Source organism: Mycobacterium sp. BMJ-28 (genome assembly GCF_054404835.1).
This window is the reverse complement of the sequence record NZ_CM136783.1, coordinates 1,530,563-1,548,879: the sequence shown is the minus strand read 5'-3', so window position 1 is coordinate 1,548,879 and position 18,317 is coordinate 1,530,563. Positions and strand designations below refer to the sequence as shown.

26 protein-coding genes and 1 tRNA gene are annotated in these 18,317 nt (G+C 61.4%); 6 read left to right on the top strand and 21 right to left on the bottom strand.

The features are described from left to right. Nucleotides 1–10 precede the first annotated feature (10 nt). The 3 genes from ACXPWS_RS07720 to ACXPWS_RS07710 all read left to right on the top strand — a co-directional run bounded on the left by ACXPWS_RS07720 (nt 11) and on the right by ACXPWS_RS07710 (nt 632). Nucleotides 11–83: transfer RNA gene (locus ACXPWS_RS07720), tRNA-Arg, on the top strand. Between the two features lie 82 nt (nt 84–165). Continuing rightward, nucleotides 166–447 (top strand): hypothetical protein, encoded by a 282-nt coding sequence (locus ACXPWS_RS07715; protein WP_458711880.1) that lies wholly within the window; start codon nt 166–168, stop codon nt 445–447. After that, complete coding sequence (locus ACXPWS_RS07710) at nt 444–632, top strand: hypothetical protein (protein WP_458711879.1); 189 nt, start codon at nt 444–446, stop codon at nt 630–632. The genes ACXPWS_RS07715 and ACXPWS_RS07710 overlap by 4 nt, the downstream gene beginning before the upstream one ends. A gap of 145 nt (nt 633–777) precedes the next feature. Here ACXPWS_RS07710 and ACXPWS_RS07705 read toward each other — a convergent pair whose 3' ends face one another. After that, the gene (locus ACXPWS_RS07705) at nt 778–987 is read right to left on the bottom strand and encodes a three-helix bundle dimerization domain-containing protein (protein WP_458711878.1); all 210 of its coding nucleotides are present in this window, start codon (nt 985–987) and stop codon (nt 778–780) included. A gap of 98 nt (nt 988–1,085) precedes the next feature. Between ACXPWS_RS07705 and ACXPWS_RS07700 the strand changes: the two genes are divergently transcribed. From ACXPWS_RS07700 to ACXPWS_RS07690, 3 genes are all read left to right on the top strand, one after another. Further along, nucleotides 1,086–1,331: a hypothetical protein gene (locus ACXPWS_RS07700; protein WP_458711877.1), complete on the top strand. Its 246-nt coding sequence runs from the start codon at nt 1,086–1,088 to the stop codon at nt 1,329–1,331. A 17-nt stretch (nt 1,332–1,348) separates the two neighbouring features. Beyond that, a complete protein-coding gene (locus ACXPWS_RS07695; protein ID WP_458711876.1) occupies nt 1,349–1,645 on the top strand; it encodes a hypothetical protein in 297 nt (98 codons plus the stop codon). A gap of 246 nt (nt 1,646–1,891) precedes the next feature. After that, nucleotides 1,892–2,743 carry a hypothetical protein gene (locus ACXPWS_RS07690; RefSeq protein ID WP_458711875.1) on the top strand — a complete coding sequence of 284 codons (852 nt, stop codon included), beginning with the start codon at nt 1,892–1,894 and terminating at the stop codon, nt 2,741–2,743. A 233-nt stretch (nt 2,744–2,976) separates the two neighbouring features. Here the strand turns inward: ACXPWS_RS07690 and ACXPWS_RS07685 are convergent, their stop codons facing one another. The 20 genes from ACXPWS_RS07685 to ACXPWS_RS07590 form a co-directional block, all read right to left on the bottom strand. After that, nucleotides 2,977–3,531 (bottom strand): hypothetical protein, encoded by a 555-nt coding sequence (locus ACXPWS_RS07685; protein ID WP_458711874.1) that lies wholly within the window; start codon nt 3,529–3,531, stop codon nt 2,977–2,979. Further along, entirely contained in the window at nt 3,531–3,896 is a 366-nt protein-coding gene (locus ACXPWS_RS07680) for a hypothetical protein (protein WP_458711873.1), read from the bottom strand. The genes ACXPWS_RS07685 and ACXPWS_RS07680 overlap by 1 nt, the downstream gene beginning before the upstream one ends. Nucleotides 3,897–3,963: 67 nt before the next feature. After that, nucleotides 3,964–5,154: a phage major capsid protein gene (locus ACXPWS_RS07675; protein WP_458711872.1), complete on the bottom strand. Its 1,191-nt coding sequence runs from the start codon at nt 5,152–5,154 to the stop codon at nt 3,964–3,966. After that, nucleotides 5,151–5,723, bottom strand: coding sequence for an HK97 family phage prohead protease (locus ACXPWS_RS07670; protein WP_458711871.1), 573 nt, complete (start codon nt 5,721–5,723; stop codon nt 5,151–5,153). The genes ACXPWS_RS07675 and ACXPWS_RS07670 overlap by 4 nt, the downstream gene beginning before the upstream one ends. After that, nucleotides 5,720–6,916, bottom strand: a complete 1,197-nt coding sequence (locus ACXPWS_RS07665) for a phage portal protein (RefSeq protein ID WP_458711870.1) — start codon at nt 6,914–6,916, stop codon at nt 5,720–5,722. Before ACXPWS_RS07665 ends, ACXPWS_RS07670 begins: the two co-directional genes overlap by 4 nt. Nucleotides 6,917–6,921: 5 nt before the next feature. Continuing rightward, nucleotides 6,922–8,337, bottom strand: a complete 1,416-nt coding sequence (locus tag ACXPWS_RS07660) for a terminase TerL endonuclease subunit (RefSeq protein WP_458711869.1) — start codon at nt 8,335–8,337, stop codon at nt 6,922–6,924. Between the two features lie 90 nt (nt 8,338–8,427). Further along, nucleotides 8,428–8,784 (bottom strand): hypothetical protein, encoded by a 357-nt coding sequence (locus ACXPWS_RS07655; protein WP_458711868.1) that lies wholly within the window; start codon nt 8,782–8,784, stop codon nt 8,428–8,430. Then, nucleotides 8,778–9,299 carry a hypothetical protein gene (locus ACXPWS_RS07650; RefSeq protein ID WP_458711867.1) on the bottom strand — a complete coding sequence of 174 codons (522 nt, stop codon included), beginning with the start codon at nt 9,297–9,299 and terminating at the stop codon, nt 8,778–8,780. The genes ACXPWS_RS07655 and ACXPWS_RS07650 overlap by 7 nt, the downstream gene beginning before the upstream one ends. 320 nt (nt 9,300–9,619) lie before the next feature. Then, nucleotides 9,620–9,862: a hypothetical protein gene (locus tag ACXPWS_RS07645; protein WP_458711866.1), complete on the bottom strand. Its 243-nt coding sequence runs from the start codon at nt 9,860–9,862 to the stop codon at nt 9,620–9,622. 151 nt (nt 9,863–10,013) lie between these two features. Beyond that, nucleotides 10,014–10,100 carry an HNH endonuclease gene (locus ACXPWS_RS07640; RefSeq protein ID WP_458713449.1) on the bottom strand — a complete coding sequence of 29 codons (87 nt, stop codon included), beginning with the start codon at nt 10,098–10,100 and terminating at the stop codon, nt 10,014–10,016. A gap of 188 nt (nt 10,101–10,288) precedes the next feature. Further along, the gene (locus tag ACXPWS_RS07635) at nt 10,289–13,519 is read right to left on the bottom strand and encodes a hypothetical protein (RefSeq protein WP_458711865.1); all 3,231 of its coding nucleotides are present in this window, start codon (nt 13,517–13,519) and stop codon (nt 10,289–10,291) included. 348 nt (nt 13,520–13,867) lie between these two features. Then, a complete protein-coding gene (locus ACXPWS_RS07630) occupies nt 13,868–14,029 on the bottom strand; it encodes a hypothetical protein (protein WP_458711864.1) in 162 nt (53 codons plus the stop codon). Nucleotides 14,030–14,034: 5 nt separating this feature from the next. Beyond that, complete coding sequence (locus ACXPWS_RS07625; RefSeq protein ID WP_458711863.1) at nt 14,035–14,268, bottom strand: hypothetical protein; 234 nt, start codon at nt 14,266–14,268, stop codon at nt 14,035–14,037. A gap of 326 nt (nt 14,269–14,594) precedes the next feature. Next, nucleotides 14,595–14,993 (bottom strand): hypothetical protein, encoded by a 399-nt coding sequence (locus ACXPWS_RS07620; protein WP_458711862.1) that lies wholly within the window; start codon nt 14,991–14,993, stop codon nt 14,595–14,597. Continuing rightward, nucleotides 14,980–15,156: a hypothetical protein gene (locus ACXPWS_RS07615; RefSeq protein ID WP_458711861.1), complete on the bottom strand. Its 177-nt coding sequence runs from the start codon at nt 15,154–15,156 to the stop codon at nt 14,980–14,982. The genes ACXPWS_RS07620 and ACXPWS_RS07615 overlap by 14 nt, the downstream gene beginning before the upstream one ends. Continuing rightward, entirely contained in the window at nt 15,153–15,398 is a 246-nt protein-coding gene (locus ACXPWS_RS07610) for a hypothetical protein (RefSeq protein WP_458711860.1), read from the bottom strand. The genes ACXPWS_RS07615 and ACXPWS_RS07610 overlap by 4 nt, the downstream gene beginning before the upstream one ends. Nucleotides 15,399–15,469: 71 nt before the next feature. Beyond that, nucleotides 15,470–15,793, bottom strand: coding sequence for a hypothetical protein (locus ACXPWS_RS07605; protein WP_458711859.1), 324 nt, complete (start codon nt 15,791–15,793; stop codon nt 15,470–15,472). 602 nt (nt 15,794–16,395) lie between these two features. After that, entirely contained in the window at nt 16,396–16,773 is a 378-nt protein-coding gene (locus ACXPWS_RS07600) for a hypothetical protein (protein ID WP_458711858.1), read from the bottom strand. Continuing rightward, the gene (locus tag ACXPWS_RS07595; RefSeq protein ID WP_458713448.1) at nt 16,770–16,943 is read right to left on the bottom strand and encodes a helix-turn-helix domain-containing protein; all 174 of its coding nucleotides are present in this window, start codon (nt 16,941–16,943) and stop codon (nt 16,770–16,772) included. Before ACXPWS_RS07595 ends, ACXPWS_RS07600 begins: the two co-directional genes overlap by 4 nt. A 171-nt stretch (nt 16,944–17,114) precedes the next feature. Next, nucleotides 17,115–18,206 (bottom strand): tyrosine-type recombinase/integrase, encoded by a 1,092-nt coding sequence (locus ACXPWS_RS07590; protein ID WP_458711857.1) that lies wholly within the window; start codon nt 18,204–18,206, stop codon nt 17,115–17,117. Nucleotides 18,207–18,317: the final 111 nt, after the last annotated feature.

Below are 18,317 nucleotides of genomic sequence, written 5' to 3'. Positions count from 1 at the left end.
TGTTCTACGCGCCCCCGTAGCTCAGGGGATAGAGCGTCCGCCTCCGGAGCGGAAGGCCGCAGGTTCGAATCCTGCCGGGGGCACCCTTTGACCAGCACAAATGGTCGTCCGTGCAAGATTCGTGCAACTGACCTCCCAGTTTTCCTTGAGAGGTTGCACATCCACATGACCGCTGCTCTGATCGAAACCGCCTCACGCATCCCGAACTGCGAGTGGATCGACAACGATCCAGTCGGCCGGACATGGCGCACGTTCACGTCGCGGGAGTACGTCGTTGACACTCCCAACGCGGGCCTAGAGGGATGGACGCCCGAGAGCGTCACCATCGCCCTGGGAGGTATCGAGTACACCGACGGGGAGATCCACCAGTGGGTGCGTATCGGCGACCAGGCCATCCCGTTGGCCGGCCTTCGCGACGTGATCGCGGCGCTGGAAGGTCTAGCGTGACCGGCCGAGAATCGCGGATCGTCGCCCAGCACCTCATCGACAACGGACAGATAGTCCTCAAGCCCGAGGCGCCGGCCGAAGGCCCGTGGACTTGGGCCGACGTCCAAGAGTTCATCCCTACTCGGCTTCAGTGGGATGCGATGCGTTGGCTCTTCGAGGAGCGCGACGACGAGGCCGAACAATGAGGGCTATGTTCGCGGCGTCGCTGACACTCGCCGTGGTCAGTCTCATCCCTTACTACATTGGTGCGCTGCCACTGCTCTAGCCCGAACTACGCTGGACAGAACCGCCTCGGTCGCCCTTCGGCCGGGGCGGTTCCGGCCGTTCGCTCTAGACCGACAGGGGTTCTTTCTCGGCCAGCGCGGCGGTTGCACGACGCTCAACCAGCAGTGGCACAAAGTCCCGGATCGAACTTGCCTCGAATCGGCGGTGGTTCTCGTCGATGATCTCCACCACTCGTTCGGGTGAGAACTCCGGATGCTTCTGAATCAACCGCGAGGTAACGGCCGCGATCATCAATTCTTCACTTACGCCAGCCATGCACACAGCATCCGCCATGACCTGAGAGCCGTCAATACAAACCCCGCCAGTCCCTCGTTCACCACGCGCCACTGTCCAGTTCGTGCGACCATCGCACCGTGGGAGAGGCTGCAGATGTCGGGCAGGCGATACGCCTGCATGCGGAATTGTGGGATGAAATCGAGGCGATCTCGCGCAAGCTTGAGGCCGCCGAACACCGCGCGCAGACCGCCTCGGCAAGCCGCGCAAGGTGTAGTCGGCGCCTCGCCGCCCAACTCCGCCGCGACCTGTACGCCGCCCACCATCTAGTCGACGGACTGCACCGCCGCTTCCCGCAGACGCGATCCGCCCGCCACGAGGGATAGCCCGTAGTATCGAACAGGTGTTCGATACCTGGCGGAATCCACGCATGCTGATCCTGCGCGACGAGCCGGTGGAAGTGTTGACCAACAACGTGTGGCCCGACGCCCTCGGGGTGATGTCTCTAGCACCGGCCGATGTCAGGAACCGTGGCTTACATGTCGATGCGATCGCACGCGGGCGGCTGCTGGCGTGGGTACGCCGATCGACCGGGACCTGGCTGGCGGTCGTCCAGATTGAAGGGCGATCCCGCGATGGCCAGTCGTCGTTGACTATCACGTTGTGGGTATTGCCCAACGCGGTGCGGCCCGTGCGGTAGTCCCCCGAAAATGTGTCGACCGGCCACATGGTGATTGGTACTTTCGGAGCATGGACGAAGACGACACGCTCAGCCCCGAGGAGCGCGAGCGACTGCTCAACGAGGCCGCAGACCGCATCGCCGAGGTCAGCCGAGAGCTGTTCGAGCGCCTTCGCTGATTGCCCACCACACCAAGGCGTCGCGGCTGACGTGTTCATCTCCCCAACGAACAAGCTAGCGCCGCCCCGACTGTCGTACATTCGGGAAGTGCCCAAGGAAGTAGTCGCCGCGTTGATCGCGGTGGCCGGCGTGATCCTCACGCAGTTCGTTACCTACACGATCAGCCGGCAGAGCGCGCGAGATCTGCGCGTGAGCATCGGACGCGAGATCGATATCGTAAAGAACCTCGTGCCGGAATCCTCAGAAGCGCAACAACTCGAACGCCACATCGCCGACTCCATCGCGAAACTGATCGCTCGTGATGAGAACCGCGAGCGCCTGCTAGGAGCGCTCGCGAGTGCAGCGCCGCTACCGATACTCGCCACTACAGCCTGGGGGGCCGCCTTCTGGCTCCAGCACGATCCGCCGGACGGACTAAAGCCTGCTCTTTATGTTGCACTTGCCTCCGTAACCGGCGTACTGATCGCCCAGTTCGTCGTCTACCTTTTCCGAACGACCCAACTCGCATACCTCATCACCAAGCTGTGGATATTCGGCCTGCGCAACAGATGGAAGTTGATGAGGCGAATTAAGCGCAATGAGCGTCGACTCGCCAGCTCCCGCAAGGCTAAGCGCGCTCTGCAGGAGTATGTCGCGAAGCTTGAAGGTCAACCACTCGATGACGAACGCCGTCGTAACCTCGAAAGCTTCAAGCAGGCACTCGCTGAAGGGGATGAAGCCCACGCCGAGGTGGCCGATGAACTTGCCAGCATCAAGCGCGATCTCAGCGCAGCAAGACCAGTTCGACTTTTCATTGAGGAGTACCGAAAGGCCGGGTCCGAGAGACCAGCTCTAAGCACTGACTCGCTTGCAGATCACCGTCACCTTGTACTGCGCCCCGACAGCATCGGTGAAAAGTCGCGGCAGGCCGACGATTTGGTAAGTGACCCCGTCGACTAGAACCTCATCGCCGGCCTTCGCGGCCAGGACCGCCGGCACGGGTGGGCAGGTGGCTTTCCAAGGGTCTGTTACCACAACACCAAGGTCCATCTTCTCGTCGGCCTTCAGCGGCCGGAAGTGGCACCCCGGGACAGCGGTCGTGGTGCGCACCGTGGCGGCGTTGTTGTACCTGTCGACTTCGGTCAGGTCTTCGGTGACCGTGACGAACGTCAACACCTGCTTGCCGAACGGCCTCACGCCGCCACCCACAACTTGCGGAAGGGCTTAACGCTCGTTAGTACGTCGCTATCCAAGTCTTGGCTGGCCACCGCAGACCAGTTCCGTTGAATGTCGTCAACCTTCTCGACTGACAGCGGGCCGGCGGGGTTGTCGCGCCGTGCGTAGAAGCGTCCCGCCTGAATCAGCGTGGCGAGCTTGATTGCGTCGGGTACCGCAGTCCATCCCCACACCGCCGTGACTGCAACGTCAGAACCCACAGACCCGGGAATACGAATCTGTCTCCAGGGCTTACCCTTTGGGTTGCGCGGGTACAGGGTGAATACGTTCACCCCGGCCACGGTCAGATCTGCATCGAACGTGTCGTCAATACGAACAACCGTCTCGCCACAGTGATAGTCGCCCGTGTAGTACCAGGTTTCGGCCGTATCAGTCTTGCCGAACTGCCGGCCGGTCGCTTTATCGATGGCCCGTGACGCTGCCTCTAGGGCCAGGGAAAGCTGGACGGTGTCTCCACCGTCCAGCCAATCCTCTAGTTCGTCAGCAGTCGCGTAGGCCGGAGCCCACGGCACTAGACCCCCGAGCCGACCGCGAACACCCGCGCGATGGCGGTGTGGGCGTCGGTACCCGAGTTGGTCACGCGCAACCGCAACCACGGCCGGCCAGACTTCACCCGCACAAAGGTGTGCGCGTACTGGTCACCGGCACCGCCGGTAAGGGTGCCGTCTGTCGTAGCGGTGGCCGGCGTGCCAATAGCGCCACTGCTGTCGGGCGCGTCCTGTACCGAGAACGACACGATGGACGTTGCGCTGGCGCTCGTGCTGGAGAACACCACGAGCAGCTTGTCACCGTGGCGGTAGTTCGGGTTCGCGGCCAGGTTCAGATCATCGGGCGTGCCGAAGTCGAAATTGGTTGTGGTGGCGGTGGAAATGGCCACCTTCGCAGAGCCGAGAGGCTTAAGGGCTGCGCTTGCCAGATCGTTGATAGTCAAAGTGATTACTCCTCTAGGAATTCGTGAGGGTGGTGTAGGCGTACGGCTGCACCACAGCGGAATCGGCGTCGATGTGCGCGATGAACTTGACTCCACCCTCTGCGCCAGCAGTGAGTTCGTCCCGAATGAGCCGGATACCGTTCACGCGGCGCGTCCAGAAGCCAGTCTTGATCGATCCGAAGACACCCCAACGGTTGGCGGTGCCATCGGCGTACGGTGCAAACCCGTTATCGATAACGACTCTGTGGCCCAGCAGGTTACCGGCGTTGAAGCCTTCCAGGCCCGCCTGCGCGTTCGGAGTCCACAGTGGCCGGCCCTGATTGTCCTCTAGCTTTCGAATGACGGCGAGCGTCGCACTGCTGAAGATCCACACAGCGTCACCCCAATAGCCCGTATCGATGTCGTGCTGGGCGTCGACCAGTTCAGTCCAATCGATAGCGGCTGCGGTGAATGCCGATTCGATCGTGGTGTTCTTGGTGATACCGGTGGGTTCACCTACACCCGTGCCGTTGACGAAATAGTGGGACAGTCCGCGTCCGAACCGTTCGCTGATACGGTCGGTGATCAGGTTCTCCAGGTTCGCCGAGTCGCGCAAAACCTGGTAAGACACCTTGATCGGGTCGTTGTTCGCGCCCGAAGTGGTCAGTGAGTACGCATTCAGCACAACATCGTCGAACACCAAGTCTGCGCCGCCGGATGTCGGAGCCGTGAGTTCGGAGACTACGACCGCACGGTTGGCCGTGTCATCGTTGCGCGGCAAACGGATCTCACCACCGGTGTCGGTGTTGTAGTTATAGGCTTCGGACTCGACACCGCCAAAGACCTTGATGCGCTTCTCAATGCGATCAAGCAGCGTCGCAGGGACGAGCACGCCACCAGCCGATGGCGTGCCTTCATTCTGCGCGCGAAGCTCGGTCATATCGGCGTTTACCTGACCGGTCTTGACCCATTCGCCGAACGCGCGTTCAAGCGTGTCATCAACTTTCGCTGCCGCCACGTGCACGCCAACATGGTTGACGGGGGTCATGTAGCCCTGGTGACGCTGCAGGAATTCGTCGGTGTCGTTGGCGCGCTTCAGTTGCACCTCAAGGTCGGTGAGGGTAGCGAACTCGTCATCGGTCAGCGAGCGCTTCTCCGGGCCGGTCGCAATCACGGCGAATTCATCGATCTTGGCGACGAGTTCTTCTTTGGTCAGAGTGGTCAAATGCTTACCTTTCGGTAGAGGGCGCCATAGCGCGCCAGGAACAGTTGGGTACGGCCATCAATGGCCGGTTGGGGGATGCTGTCCAGACTTCGGAGCTGGACAGTGGTGGAGCTGTACGCCGGTATGCTGCAAGGGCTTATCTCGACCAGATGGGCGACCGAGGTGTGGGTACGCAGCGCACGGTTGCCGACCCGGCCGGTGTGGTCCTCTTCGCCGGGGCGGAAGCCGATCGACACGCCACCAATATCGCCGCGCTCGGCTAGTTCGCGAACATCGTTGCCAGCCGATGTATTCGGTAGGTGGACCTCGAAACCGAGGCCCGTCGAATCGGTCCAGACTTTCAGCGTGCCCGTGGACTGCCTGCCTAGCAGCTTGGCCGAATCGTGGTTCCAGAAGCTACGCACGTCGGTGCCGGCACCGCCCAGAGCCTTGTCGAATGACCCAGGGGCGAAGGATTCTACGTAGCCGCCCAGGTCCGCGTAGGACCCATACACACTCGCGTAGCCCGTCAAGGTGTTGCCAGCAACCTCGGAGCGGAGCTCGACGGATCTGAGTTGAATATCGGTCATGCTGCGACCTCCTTTTCGTCTGGCTGCGACGCCGGCCCCGTCCTCAAGACGTCGCCGCCCTCGATTGGTGGCAAGTCGTCAATACGCCGAACCTCATTGGGTGTCCGATACGGACCACCGCATTGCATGGTGAGCAACTTGATTTGCTCGGCTTGAGTGCCCTTGAAAAGTTGCTTGAAGTCGAACTCAACTTTTTGATGGACCGGCAGTAAGCGCGACAGCCGCGCCTCGATACGGGACGTCCACGACTGCAACGTGAACTTCTGGAATCCCAATACTTGCTCGGCGATCCCGGTGCCCCAACTCGACGAACGTTCTACGTCGGCGATCATGTGCGGCGGAACCCGAAACCATCGGGCGACCTCAGCAAGTTGAAACTTGCGGCTCTCCAGCCATTGGGCGTCAACCGGGTTAACCGTCCATGGGTCGATCTGAAAGCCCTTGGATAGAAACGCCAATGCACCGGATTTGGCCTGCCCAGTCGCCATGAGTTCCAGCACTTGGCGTGCTTCTTCTGCTTCCTCCTCGGAGATTTCCTCGGTAGGTGACACGATTGCAGACGGCCGGAATCCGGTGTCCATGAATCGGGCGGCGGTGCGCTCGCCGGCCAGAGACATGCCAAGGCTGTTGCGCGCGATCGTGATTGGTGAGTATCCGCGCACGCCGTCCAGTGATGGACCGGGAATGTGCAAGATGTCGTAGTCGCTGAAGTCCCGAGAGGTGCCGTTGTCCATCTGTACCCGGTACACCTTGCGGCCGTTCTTTACCTCGATGTCGACGCACTGCGGTGGGATCGACTGCAGCCACAGGATTTGGCCCGCGCCACCGCGCACCTTGAGGGCGTAGAAGTTTCCGGCTAGGAGAAGGTTGACCATCAGCGAGGCCACGAACTCATTGGAAGTCGGGCCGTCGATCCCGCCGGGTTCGTCCAACCACGATGTGGTCCGCTCGTGGGTGTCGCCGTTGGTTTGGATAGTGCGCAGCGGTAGACCGCCGATCACTTCTGACAGCAGCCCGACGCAGGCGTTGACCGCACTCAATCCCATTGCTGATGTTTCGGTGACCGACACACCTGATAGCGACGGGGCGCCGCCGAAGATTTCAGCGATCCGCGGGTCCCCCACACTCCAGGACCGGCTTTCCTGCGGTGGTTCCTGTTCTGCTACGCGGAACATCCGCGTCAGCCAATTCAATTCGATTATCCTCCAATGATTGTGGCCACGAGCTTGTGGCGTTTAGGTGGGTGGCCGGCGGCGGCGTGGCACAAGACCAAGGCGATAGCCGCGTCGATCTGGCCGCGAGATTTGGATTTGGTGAGGCGGAATCCGGTGTTGTCAGTGTAGGTCAACATTCCGTTGAGAATGTGACGCTCGAAATCTGCTGCGCCGTCGTGTGATATCTCGCCGCGCATGATCGCCTCATAGAGGTCGCCACAGGCCGGCACCATTCGTTCCGGAGACTGCGGGTGTTCCACCATCGGGAGACCCTCATCAATGAGACTGGTTGCGGGCAGCTCGAAATGACGGGGGTCGTAGGCCACCTCTGCGAGGTTGTATAGCCCGTCCAGTTCCCGAAGGTGCTGCATTACCGCCGAGACGTCGATAGCGCCGTCTTTACGCGGACTCCAAGTGCGCGCGGTGCAGTGCAACTTGCCTTCCACCCACTGTCCGATCACAACGGCGGTGGAGTCACGTTTCAGGCCAACGTCAACGCCGGCCCACGTGTCGGCACCAGGCGTCAATGCATGGTCGCTGATCAGGTTGCGCCAGACCTTGCGGCCGTCCACACCCAACCAGCACTCGGTGCCTTCCACCCACTGCGCCAGCCGGAACATTCGGAACTCGGATTCCGGCGACATGGCTACGTCGTTGCGAAGCGCCTCAATGTCTAGGTAGCCCTCGGCGATGGCCGGATTGGCTTTCAGCCAGTTGGCCTCGTCGCGGTAGTCACAGTCATCAGGCGCGGACAGCTCAGTGAACGAAAAGCCGGCCGGCGCTACGCCTTCGAGGTACTTCTCGCGCAGGTGCCACAGTGCAGACTTGTCGCGGTCCACGCCAGGCGTTCCGATACCCACCACCAGCGAGCGAGCGCGCTTACCTGACGCCAGAACCATTGCGGTCCAACTGGCCAGAGGTTGAAAGCCGATCTCGTCGACAATCGCGCAGGTGGGGTCTAGACCCTGCAGACCGTCCACGTCGTTGGCGATGGGATAGCATTCGCCGTCGTTATAGCCCACCACGATCTTGGCGTTGGACATGGCCGTGTAGACCAGCGCGCGGCTGTCCAGTTCGGGTTCTGCGGCGACCATCTTGCAGGCCACGTCATAGACCGCCCGCGCGGCCTGGCCCACTGTGGTGGCCATGATGGGCACCTGCGGCTGGCCGGTCTCGCTCTTGTCGAACGTGGCCCACACCGCTATAGCGGCTAGGAGGGTGGACTTACCCTGTCCGCGTGGGGCCTGTAGGACCGCCTGTCTAACGCCGGGTTTCAGGATCGCGCGTATCCATGCTTTCTGGAACTCGGCAAGCCGGATCGGCTTACCGAAGCCCACACCCTTCGGGGATCTGCAGTATGTCTCTATGAATCGAATGCAGCGTTCGGCCGGGTCGTTCATATCGCGGCCCTGCCAGGGCCGATTCCAGCGGTACCAGGGCGGCTCTGACAGGTCTTCGAACTTCGACCGCGCGTTACCGCCGGTCGCCAACTACAGCTCTAGGTTGCGAAGCGCGTTGGCAGCGCGGCGGAACGGTGCAAATTCGGGAGTGTCGCCTTGTTCCCCGTTGTGCCGGCCGTACTCGATGGCCGCCATTTTCTTGGGGTCCCCATCGCTGTAGACGCGGCCAAGCTTGGTCTTACGCGTGGACAGTTTCTTTAGCTCGGACTTGCGCTTGTCGACCCGCACGCTGTCCCTGGCGGCACCGGTACGTACCGGCATGAATGCCCGCACCAGATCGGCGCCCCTGTCGGGCAGGCTTTCCAGCTTCCGCCGAAGGTTCGGGGTCTGCTCGTTGATGGCGGCGATGAGTGCCTTTTCGATTTCCTTGGGAGTAGAGGTCACCACTCGGTGATCCGCTTCTCTTTGGCCATCCGCGCCCACTCAAGCGAGATCCGGTTACCGGACACGCCGGCAGCCTTCGCCGCCTCGTAGTCGTCGCCGAACACCACCTGTCCAAGCCGGGTGCTGTAGGAGGGCGCCAGCGGCTCACCATCGATCCGGTAAGGCGTCAGCAGGTCCCCATCGTCGTCGGTGTCGCAGCGCTCCAGATCAAACTGCAGGGCTTCCCAGCGGTCCTGTTGGTCGTCGTCCAGTAGTGCCGGGTTAGGGATCTCGAAATCCCCCACAATCACGCTCGGGGCCAGACCGAAATAGTCGGCAACGTCGCTCATTTCGCCGGCCTTTCGGGGCGACATACCAGAGCTCTTTGCGGCGCGGGCGGCTGACAGCTCGTGCCAAAGGTCCCGCTGTTCGGCGTCGAGCATGGGCATCGCGTCAAGAGCTGAGAGCTTTGCTGACAGCTCTAGGGCTGCATCCGCAGTGATGGCTTTGGTGGTTTCGGTTACTTGTCCTGCTGGCATGAAAAATCCCCTAAAATGGGTAGTGGCTACATTTGCGACCTGCGGTTTTGCAGCTTCGCTAGCGAGTGGAATTTATGCATATATGCACGTCATGGTGCATATTGCTGGCCGTGAATGGCCTTGGTTATAAGTGTGCGAAACGGACCCGGCGTTCACCAGGGCGTTTGCCTTGGTAACTTTCCGAGGCTCTGACATGCAGTGATGCGATTGGCGCACGCCTACAGGGCTCTGACCTGCGACAATCCGTCGATACGTACCATCCACCTGCTATGCATAGTTATGCAGTTCGTATGCATGGCGGGTGGATTGTCGATTGTTTGCTAGCCGCGCCTGAACCACACCTCGTATGTAGCGACCCAGTCGAGGATGGATCGGTCGTCGGTGTATCCGACGTTCTCGCGCGGTCCCTCGCGGACAATCACATTGCTAGCCCACACCCTGCGGCCATCATCGAGCGTGACGGGCTGTCCCATACCGAAGGGGGGTGCTAGCCCGACGATCTTGTCGTACGCCTGCATTGCAGCGGCCTGCGCTTCGGCATCGGTAGCGGCGAACGCGTGCACGCTGTAGAGACCCTGATCCTCTAGCGCAGTGACTGGCCCACCAATGCGGCGTACCACCCAACTGGGCAGCGGTGCACCCGTCTTGCGTGAGGCGTTCACGGTGCCTAGCGATTTCAGGCACGCTATGAGTACCTCGGTGCCATCGGGAATATCAACCAATTCTATTGCCTCGCTTTGAGTTGCAGTGTGCGCAGGCCGGCCGAATATTCGATGGATGGTGGCCGCCGCCCTTAGACACCGGGATGATGTGATCACGGGTGCCCGTGCCAGTGCATCCAGGTAGACGCAACTGGCACGGGCCAACCGGTTTTGGTAGCGCCCGGTATGCCGGGTGTTCGTAAGTTGCCTTGCGGCGCTTGCGATGACACGGATAGCAGCGGGTGTTGGCTGTCAACTGGCCACAGTCGAGACAGTGCCGAACTGCCACTAGCGCGGCATTCCTGCCTCGTAGCCTTGCGCCTGCAGGTGCGCCGCGATATCGAGGGCCGTGCTCTTCCCGCCCTGGTCCATACCCATGTTCTCGATGTGCACCAGCGGGCCACTCTGCTGATTGCCCTGTTGCTGCTGCTGACCGTTCTGGCCCTGCTGCTGGCTCTGGGCCTTCTTGTTGGCCGACTTGTCGAGCAGGCCGGCCCCACCACTACCGATGGCCGGAGTCGCACCAGCAAGGGCGCCCACCGCCCGCCACAACCAAGAGTCTTTGAGCGGATTCTTGCCCGTGTCGGGATTGGATACCGAGAACGTGTCAATTAGACCTTCGGCGCCGATGCCAGCAGCCTGGCCAGCGAATTTGATGCTTCGGTCCATGAGCTGCATGCCCATCTGTGCGGCTGCTGCCGCTGCCTGACCGCCGAACGGTGCGCCAGCGGTACCCATGGCGCCAATACCTGCTTGCATCGCTGCGCCGAGAAGGCCGCCCGTAATGCCAATGCCGCCACCACCCTTGGGCTGCCAAGACGGGTCCTGGTAGTCGATCCCTTGGGCCTGATACGGCACGCCAGGCATGAGACCTTGAGGTGCACCTGCACCCGGGAGCATGCTGCCGCCGCCCGGGAGTGAGCCCGGAGGCGGCAGCGGGTTGCTCAGCCCCGGATCGGTGTTCGTGGGTCCGTACAGGTCCACAGGGCTAGGGGTGCTCGGCGTCGCAGTAATCGACGGGACTGCTGGCGGGATTGTCGCCGGGCCGGCCGTTGGGCGGAAGTAGTGCGACGTGAACGACGGGTCGTAAGCGCCGGCACCGCCGTCGAGGCCACCGGCTTGGATTGCCGAGGTGCTGCCGAAGTTGACGTTGGTGCCGCCAGGCAACGTGGCCTGCATGTGACCTTCGTTGTAACCAACACGGAAGTCGCCAGGACCGCCCATACCCGGCTTGAAGCCCATTCCCGGCAGGACACTGGAGGCGTTACCCGTCCAGAGTGAACCGCCGACAGTGGACTTTCCATCCAGGATGTTGACGAGATCCTCGACGCCACTGGCGCAGTCGACAAGTCCCTTTGAGAGATCCTTAGTGGCGTTGTCGTACTGGCCAATCCCCTTGGGGACGCGAGACAGGAGAGCCTGATCGCCGGGATAACCACCGAGGGTCATACCCTGCGCAGCCGCGCTAGCCGTGCTAGCCGTGCTGTTCGACCCACCGAATGCCACGCCGAGTGCGCCGTAGGCGCCATTGCCCTGCGCCGCAATCGGGGCCAGCATTCCCATCAGAGGTGCAGTAGCGAGAGACGCCACAAACTTGACCATGTTGTCAGCCAAGCCCGGAAGGCCCTTTGAGAATCCGAGATCCTTATCGAGACCGGCGCTCAACTCACTGAACGCGCCGTGCGCGTCTTGCAATCCCTTGAGCGACTTCTTATTAGCGTCGTCCTTGGCCTCTTGCAACCGCAGTTCGGCTTGCACCTGGTCCTGTTGGGCCTGAGCCAGATCGTTTCTGGCTTTGGTGATCTGGTCCTCTTTGGCCGCATTCGACGCTAGGAGCTTCTGCAGGTTGGCGTTGTCCTGAGCCACCTTGAACTGTGCGTCCAGGACACTCGACGCGGCGCTGTAGAGACCTGAGCTGACCGGGTAGCCTGAAATCAGAGACGTGGGGTCAGTTCCGGGGCGAGCCACGGTAGGCATTTCGATGGCCTTACTGCTCGCACCGCCGCCGCCCGCGTGGGGCAGGCTATCCAAGGGCAAGCCAGACCAGCCGGCCACAGGGCCATTCGCCTGGCCGACGCTGTGGCCCAAGCTGGCGCCCGGAACTGGTAATCCGTTGGCGGGCATACCAGGAACATTTACGTGGGGAGCGCCGAATGAGCCACCGCCGCCGCCGAAGCCTTGCGGCGAGCCGGCCAGTGATGGGATATGCGGGATCTGAGAGATACCGGCGCCGAACGAATTGGCTACGTCGATCGCCGCACGCATCGGGCCGAGAACGTATGTATCGATCGCTTCGCCGATGCCTTGGAACGTGGACGCTGCGATATCGCCGATCGACGGGAACACGTCGTTCCATGCCGACATGTCGCCGCTGACAATTTTCACCGCTGTATCAACGGCATCTACGCCCACGACAAGATCGGCCATCGCGTTCTTACCGTCGCCGCCCAGCGTCATGAACATGTCAGCGACTTCCGCGACAACATCCACCATCTGATCGAGGACGGTAATTCCGTCTTGCATCCATTGCGCCAGTTCGCCGGATTGGCTCGCTTCGTGAATAAAGTTGGCGAACTCACGTGCCGCATCAGCCGCACCCTGGGCGAGTTCAGGCATGAAATCCGATCCGACCGCGACCAACTCGCCGATGGCGCTGGTCAGCGATTGCGCTGCGGGAGCTAGGTTCCCAAACGCCTGAACAATGTTGTTGACCGTGCTCGCGATGCCCGTTTGGCCGGCAGCGCTGTTCATGGATGCGAACACACCGGAAAGCGCGGAGTTCAGTCCGTTGGCGATGCCGGTGGTGAGCTGCTGCACCTGCGGCAGGAACGTGGCGGCGAGGTTGTTGAGCTGTGGCGCAATGTCTTTGAACAACGCATCTTGAGTTGCTGCCTTGAGCTGGTCAAGCGCCGGCATCAACTGTTGGATCTCCAACACTGCCTGCTGTGCGTTGGGGGCCAGCTTGGCGATGGCCTCGGCGAACTTCTCGGGATCGGACATGGCGTCCAGGGCGTCGCTGAAGCCCATCAGGCCAAGCTTCGCCGTGCCGAAACCCGCACCCACACCGGCGAGCACACCGGGTAGGACACCGAGGGCGCCGGCCGCTGTGCCGATCGCGCTGGCTAGTTGCAGTGCACCCACCGCCATCGTGGCGAGACCGGCGGGACCGGCAACCTTGCCGATGCCGGCCATTGCCTGACCCAACGTGGCAGCGGAATCCGTTGCGGCATTCAATGAGTTGGTAATCGACCGCGTGTCGCGACTCACGTCTTGGGCGATGTTTCCCATCGGCTGGCGTGCCGCGATGCGAAAGCCCTCGGTCCAATCCTTGCCAGCGCGCAGACCATCGGTGCGGAAGTCGCCGCGCACCTCGGGGCGTGGCTTCGCGGACCTGTTGAAAGCATCGGTGAAACGATCGCCGCCGTCGTCGCCCGCTTTACGGAGGTTGTTGATAATGGTCTGCACGGACCGGCGATCAAGCTCGCCGAAAATCGTAAAGTCGACGTTGTCTTTAGCCATATGTTCCCCCTTTCGGAGACATGCCAAATGCCGCCCATGCAGGAAGGCACGGGCGGGCGAAAGGGCTTGGGGTTGTGTGAATGTGTGGGCGCGGAGATTCAGCGCCTAGAAAGTTTGGGTGAGTCGGCTCAGCCGCCTACCGACTCACGGACCACCGCCGCCCCTCGCGGGGTGCACTCGACGGTTGGGTGTCTGCGGGGTCATGGGAGGGGATCTCTTGCGAACCCTCTCGGCTGCCGCAGGTTGTGGGGCGCCGGGGAGTCGCTGCGCGTTACGACTCGACCCGGCGCCGGGTTCCGCCGCCCCGCGCTGGAAGGATAAGAACTCACGAGGGCGGCGGAAAGTCTTCTAGGCCGGCCGTTCCCACTTCGCGGGCGAGACCCGGCGGGCGCCGGTAGGTGTGATGCTCACGTGAATGACACACGGCTGGCCGTCGATGTCGATATGGCCGACGTAGCCGGTGGCGTCTTCAGTCAACGGAACGACCTCGGAGCCGACTCCGATAGTCACCGGTTTCATTGGATCTCGTCCAGCGCGTCAACGAGGGCGGTACATACGTTGATGATGTCTTCGCGGGCGAGCATGATCGAGACGAAAGCCCCGTCGCGCTGCTGACGTCCCAGCCGTAGCACTGATGGACGCGACCCGGGTCGCCGCTCGATAATGTACGGCGAGCCTTTCGTTGCCGCGATACGAGCGAGTTCGATGCTGCGTGGTGATACGTCGTCGGGACGTAGGAAGTCGTTCAAAGTTCCCCTTGGAAATTATCTGTTAGATGTACTAATGACCGCGGAACCCTTGCGCCTGGCCGACCACAGCCCCACCAGAGATACAGCCACAAACACCACCGCGTTAGCGGTCGCCTCCCGGGCGGCGAAGCCGATCCGGACGCAGCCCTGGCTGCCAAGGTGATTCGGCAACGACTAGAGATGACTTGTTCTTCATTCTCTTTGCACGACGGTTCTTTAGAACGTCGTCATGGTGACCCTGATAGGTGGTCACCCGTGACGGCAAACTCGCTGGGATTTCTTGGCATTTTGAAGGGAAGCTTCCCTTCACCCGTGACGGGAAGCTCTCAACTCCACGGATCTTCTCGTGGCGCCTGGTCGGCATGCTGGTTGCGGCCGGTTGGATTGTTGGGACGCCTGGCTGGCTTTCGAGCTGCCGGCGTCCTGGCTGGCGGAATGACGACGTCGTAGGTTGACGGGCTATCGCCATGCCGGCCGTTGTGACCGCGCTTGCGTTCGATCAGCCAGCCTTTGTCACGGAGTTCTTTACGGCTGCGCTGCAGTGTCGACACGCTGGTTTGCAGATACTCCGCCAGCCGCGCCTCGCTAACGCGCGAGTCTCGACCATTGGCGTGGGTACCGAACTTCAGCTGAGCCATCAGTACCGTCCGCGCATTCAGGGACAGGTCAGACCCGTCCATAGCATTCAGAAGCTGGATGGCATAGGGAGGTTTACGCTCGGTCAATTCCTGTCGTCTCCTCAACCCGTATCGGGTCATCAAGATAAGTGTTCAGCTCGCGAACGAGCGATTTGATTTCGTCGCGTTGCAGCGTGACGTACGACCGGCCCTGTCTGATAACGACGCCGCCGGCTTGACGATTCTGCAGGCGATACGGCGTGCCGCTCACGACTGGAATACCAGCGTTGCCGGGTCATAGTCGGGCGCCGGCCGAATTCCTTTGGCTGCGCATTCCTGCAATGTCAAGTAATCAGCGTGCTGTAGCACGGCAATAGCTTCAGAACCGGCCAGTCCGCGCGATTCAGCGGCGTGCAGAAGCGCCATCGCCAGCCGCTGACGACGGCGGTATTTTCGCTGCCTGTCACGGGTCAACGTGGCGTTCTCACCATTCGTGTAGTACTCAAAAGTCACATCAGGTCCCCTTTCGAGACGATGTCCATACGGGAAATGATCAAAAAAATAGTGGGAGGAAACCCCAAAGGTTACTTACCCATATCGGCCGCAGCGCGGAGTATGTCGCCCACGTTGTAGCGGTATGAACGACGTTCGCCACGACGCTCTAGGCCGAACTTCTTTGCCCAGTTGGTGACGTCGTAGCGGGTGATTGGGAAGCGCTCTGAAAACTCCACCGGCGTCAACCACTCGTGTGTATTGACCACATATCCGGCGACCAGCCAACCAAAGCCGTTCATCGCCGCCCAATCGTCAAACTCGTCGGCAGCCTTCGGTGAGACATCGCGTAGACGAAACCGCAGATTTTCGACCAGCAACAGAAGGAAATCGACAGACTTTGTGGGCAATTGCATCCTCTGATAAGCTGAACATGGAAACGGGACCTAACCTCAAAATGGGTAGGGTTTTCCCCTTCAAGTTTGATATATACCATACGGATTTGGCGATAGATCGCTTTTTAGCGATTATACGAATGCCTCTAGTGAGGATTTTTGTCCGCATTTCGCAATAGCGCCTGAATACGCTATATGACGCGAATCACACAAAGAATTACTGGAACGCGTTTCAATATTTCTGTTGTACCGGTTTTTTGTTCCGGCGGGCCTTCACTGACTTCTCCGCAAGACGGAGGAAATACGCCTTGCGGAGGGCCGCAGCGCGCTTGGGATCTCCCCCAGCCTCGTCTAGAAACCTCCGCTCGAATGCCGAGCGCGCGGGCGCTGTACGGGCCGTCCGATCCACAGTGTTACCCCACGACACATACGACGCGAGCCTTGACCGTCGTGCCCGTTCCTCCGGAGTCACGGCGCCCGCCACCAATCCCCACCCTCGTCGGCCTCGGCTACCCACTTCGCGATTTCCTGATCGGTAGGCGGTGGATGAATGAACGTCGGGTGTTCCGCCGATTGGCGCCGGAGGCGGTGCACGACTCGCAGCACTACGTCGGACATGAGGCTCATACCGTGACCTCCCACAGGTCACCAGACTCCATGTCATCCGCCAGCGTTCGCATGAGGCGCACCATTTGAGCCGCGTCGGGATCGCGCCGCCGGGACTCCAGTGCGCACGCCCTATCCCGCATGACCTCCGGTGTCGGGTAGGTGTTCACGAGACCAAGCACCACTTCTGTTAGGTCATCGGGGTCCGGTCTAACTGCATAGCCGTCCGACCGCCCGGTGATGAGGTTCAACTCGGCGTCAAGATCCTCCTCCGGCGTCTGGCAGTTCGGGCACAGGTGCCCGACAACCAAGCCGGCGATCATGTCGACGTTCCAGCCCGCCGTGTTGCGGCAGCGCCGCCGGCAGCGGTCGCAGCGAATCACTTTGGCGCTCATCGAGCACCTACCGGACGAGTCAGCTTGATCAGCGAATCCCGATGGATGCGAATCATTCTGGGACCGATTCGGATACCGGTAAGCAAGCCATTGGAGAGATACCGGCGGATAGTGCGCTCATTGACCTGTAGAACATCGGCCGCTTGCACGAGGGTTAAAAGGTCGGGCATGTCTGGTCTTTTCATGACAACAACTGTGCGGCAGCACTATCCGCAGTGTCCAGCGTTTTCCGCCTTTCGGGAAAAAGTTCTTCGGGAAGTCACACGAAAAGCCTTACCACCAGCGCAGTTCCCGATTTCGGAAACTATCAGACTCGTAAGTGGCAACGCTTACAACGGAATTCAACTCTGCCCAGCGAGCTTGGATAGCCGCTCCGCAATCTCGGCGTCGCGCCCCTCGGCCACGTGCTGATAGCGCAGAGCCATCCCCGGCGTGGTGTGCCCGATCCGGTGCATCAGCTCGGCTGTGGTGGCGCCGGCCTGGGCAGCTAGGACGGCACCCACGTGCCGCAAGTCGTGAACTCTGAGTGTCGGCTTCCCGATGGCCTTGCGGGCCTTCTCCCAGTGCGTCCGGTATTGGTCGCCGTGCATGTGCCCACCATTCAGTCCGAACAACAGCGCGTCTGGCTTGCCGTCCACGTGCGCCTTGAGATGCGCCTTGAGCACCGCGCGGATGTGCGGCGGTACAGCCACGTCACGCACACCCGCGGCGGTCTTGGGTGGCCCGACTGTGAACTGACCCGCGCGGTAGGTGACCGCGCGGCGGATTTTAAGTACGGCGCATTCGTCGCCGATGTCCTTGCGGCGAAGCTCGGAGGTCTCACCCCATCGCAGCCCGCACCATGCGGCCAGCACGACACTTGCCGCGAGATCTGCCGGCATCTTGCGCGCCAGCTTGTCGACCTCGGCAGGGGTCAGGATGTCGATGTCGCGCTTGCGTTTGGTCTGCATCGCCGCGCGGATACGACACGGGTTGGCGTCCAGAATCTCATCTTGGATGGCGGTCTGGCAGATCCCGTGGAGTAACGCGTAGGCGTGCGCATTGCGCGTCTCGTGATCGGTACCCAGCGCTGTGTGCCACTCCCGCACCTTTGTCGGAGTCAGGTGGGCGAGCTTCACGTCACCGAGGTCGGGCAGGATCAAGCGCTTGAGCATCGACTCGTAGTGAGCCTTGGTGCGCGTCCGAAGATTGCGTTGCGCGATCCACTTGTCGGCGTAGGCACGGAGCGTGATCGCGTCGGATCGTTCGACCGCTCCCCACGTCCCGAGGTCGATCTTGCGGCGCTCTATGGACAGCCAGCCGACCGCGTCATCCTCGTTGTCGAACGTTCGGCCCGCTTTGTGCAAATTCCCGTCAGGCCCGATATAGGCTGCCTGGTACCGGCCAGACGGCAGCTTCCGCAGCCGCCCGAACCCGCGTCGATTCCCGGCCATTCAGCCACCTTTCCCGTGCAACATTCGTGCAACTAAGGTGTACCGATTTGCCCGGCAGTGTGCAATACTGCCGGATAGGTGAAAGTGCCTAAGCCGCAGGTAAGGGCCTAG

Excerpts from the sequence above, each read along its gene's own strand:
- ACXPWS_RS07715 (WP_458711880.1), top strand. The coding sequence starts at position 166 with ATGACCGCTGCTCTGATCGAAACCGCCTCACGCATCCCGAACTGCGAG.
- ACXPWS_RS07705 (WP_458711878.1), bottom strand. The coding sequence starts at position 987 with ATGGCTGGCGTAAGTGAAGAATTGATGATCGCGGCCGTTACCTCGCGG.
- ACXPWS_RS07670 (WP_458711871.1), bottom strand. The coding sequence starts at position 5,723 with ATGACCGATATTCAACTCAGATCCGTCGAGCTCCGCTCCGAGGTTGCT.
- ACXPWS_RS07660 (WP_458711869.1), bottom strand. The coding sequence starts at position 8,337 with ATGAACGACCCGGCCGAACGCTGCATTCGATTCATAGAGACATACTGC.
- ACXPWS_RS07650 (WP_458711867.1), bottom strand. The coding sequence starts at position 9,299 with ATGCCAGCAGGACAAGTAACCGAAACCACCAAAGCCATCACTGCGGAT.
- ACXPWS_RS07635 (WP_458711865.1), bottom strand. The coding sequence starts at position 13,519 with ATGGCTAAAGACAACGTCGACTTTACGATTTTCGGCGAGCTTGATCGC.
- ACXPWS_RS07605 (WP_458711859.1), bottom strand. The coding sequence starts at position 15,793 with ATGCAATTGCCCACAAAGTCTGTCGATTTCCTTCTGTTGCTGGTCGAA.
- ACXPWS_RS07600 (WP_458711858.1), bottom strand. The coding sequence starts at position 16,773 with ATGAGCGCCAAAGTGATTCGCTGCGACCGCTGCCGGCGGCGCTGCCGC.
- ACXPWS_RS07595 (WP_458713448.1), bottom strand. The coding sequence starts at position 16,943 with ATGCCCGACCTTTTAACCCTCGTGCAAGCGGCCGATGTTCTACAGGTC.
- ACXPWS_RS07590 (WP_458711857.1), bottom strand. The coding sequence starts at position 18,206 with ATGGCCGGGAATCGACGCGGGTTCGGGCGGCTGCGGAAGCTGCCGTCT.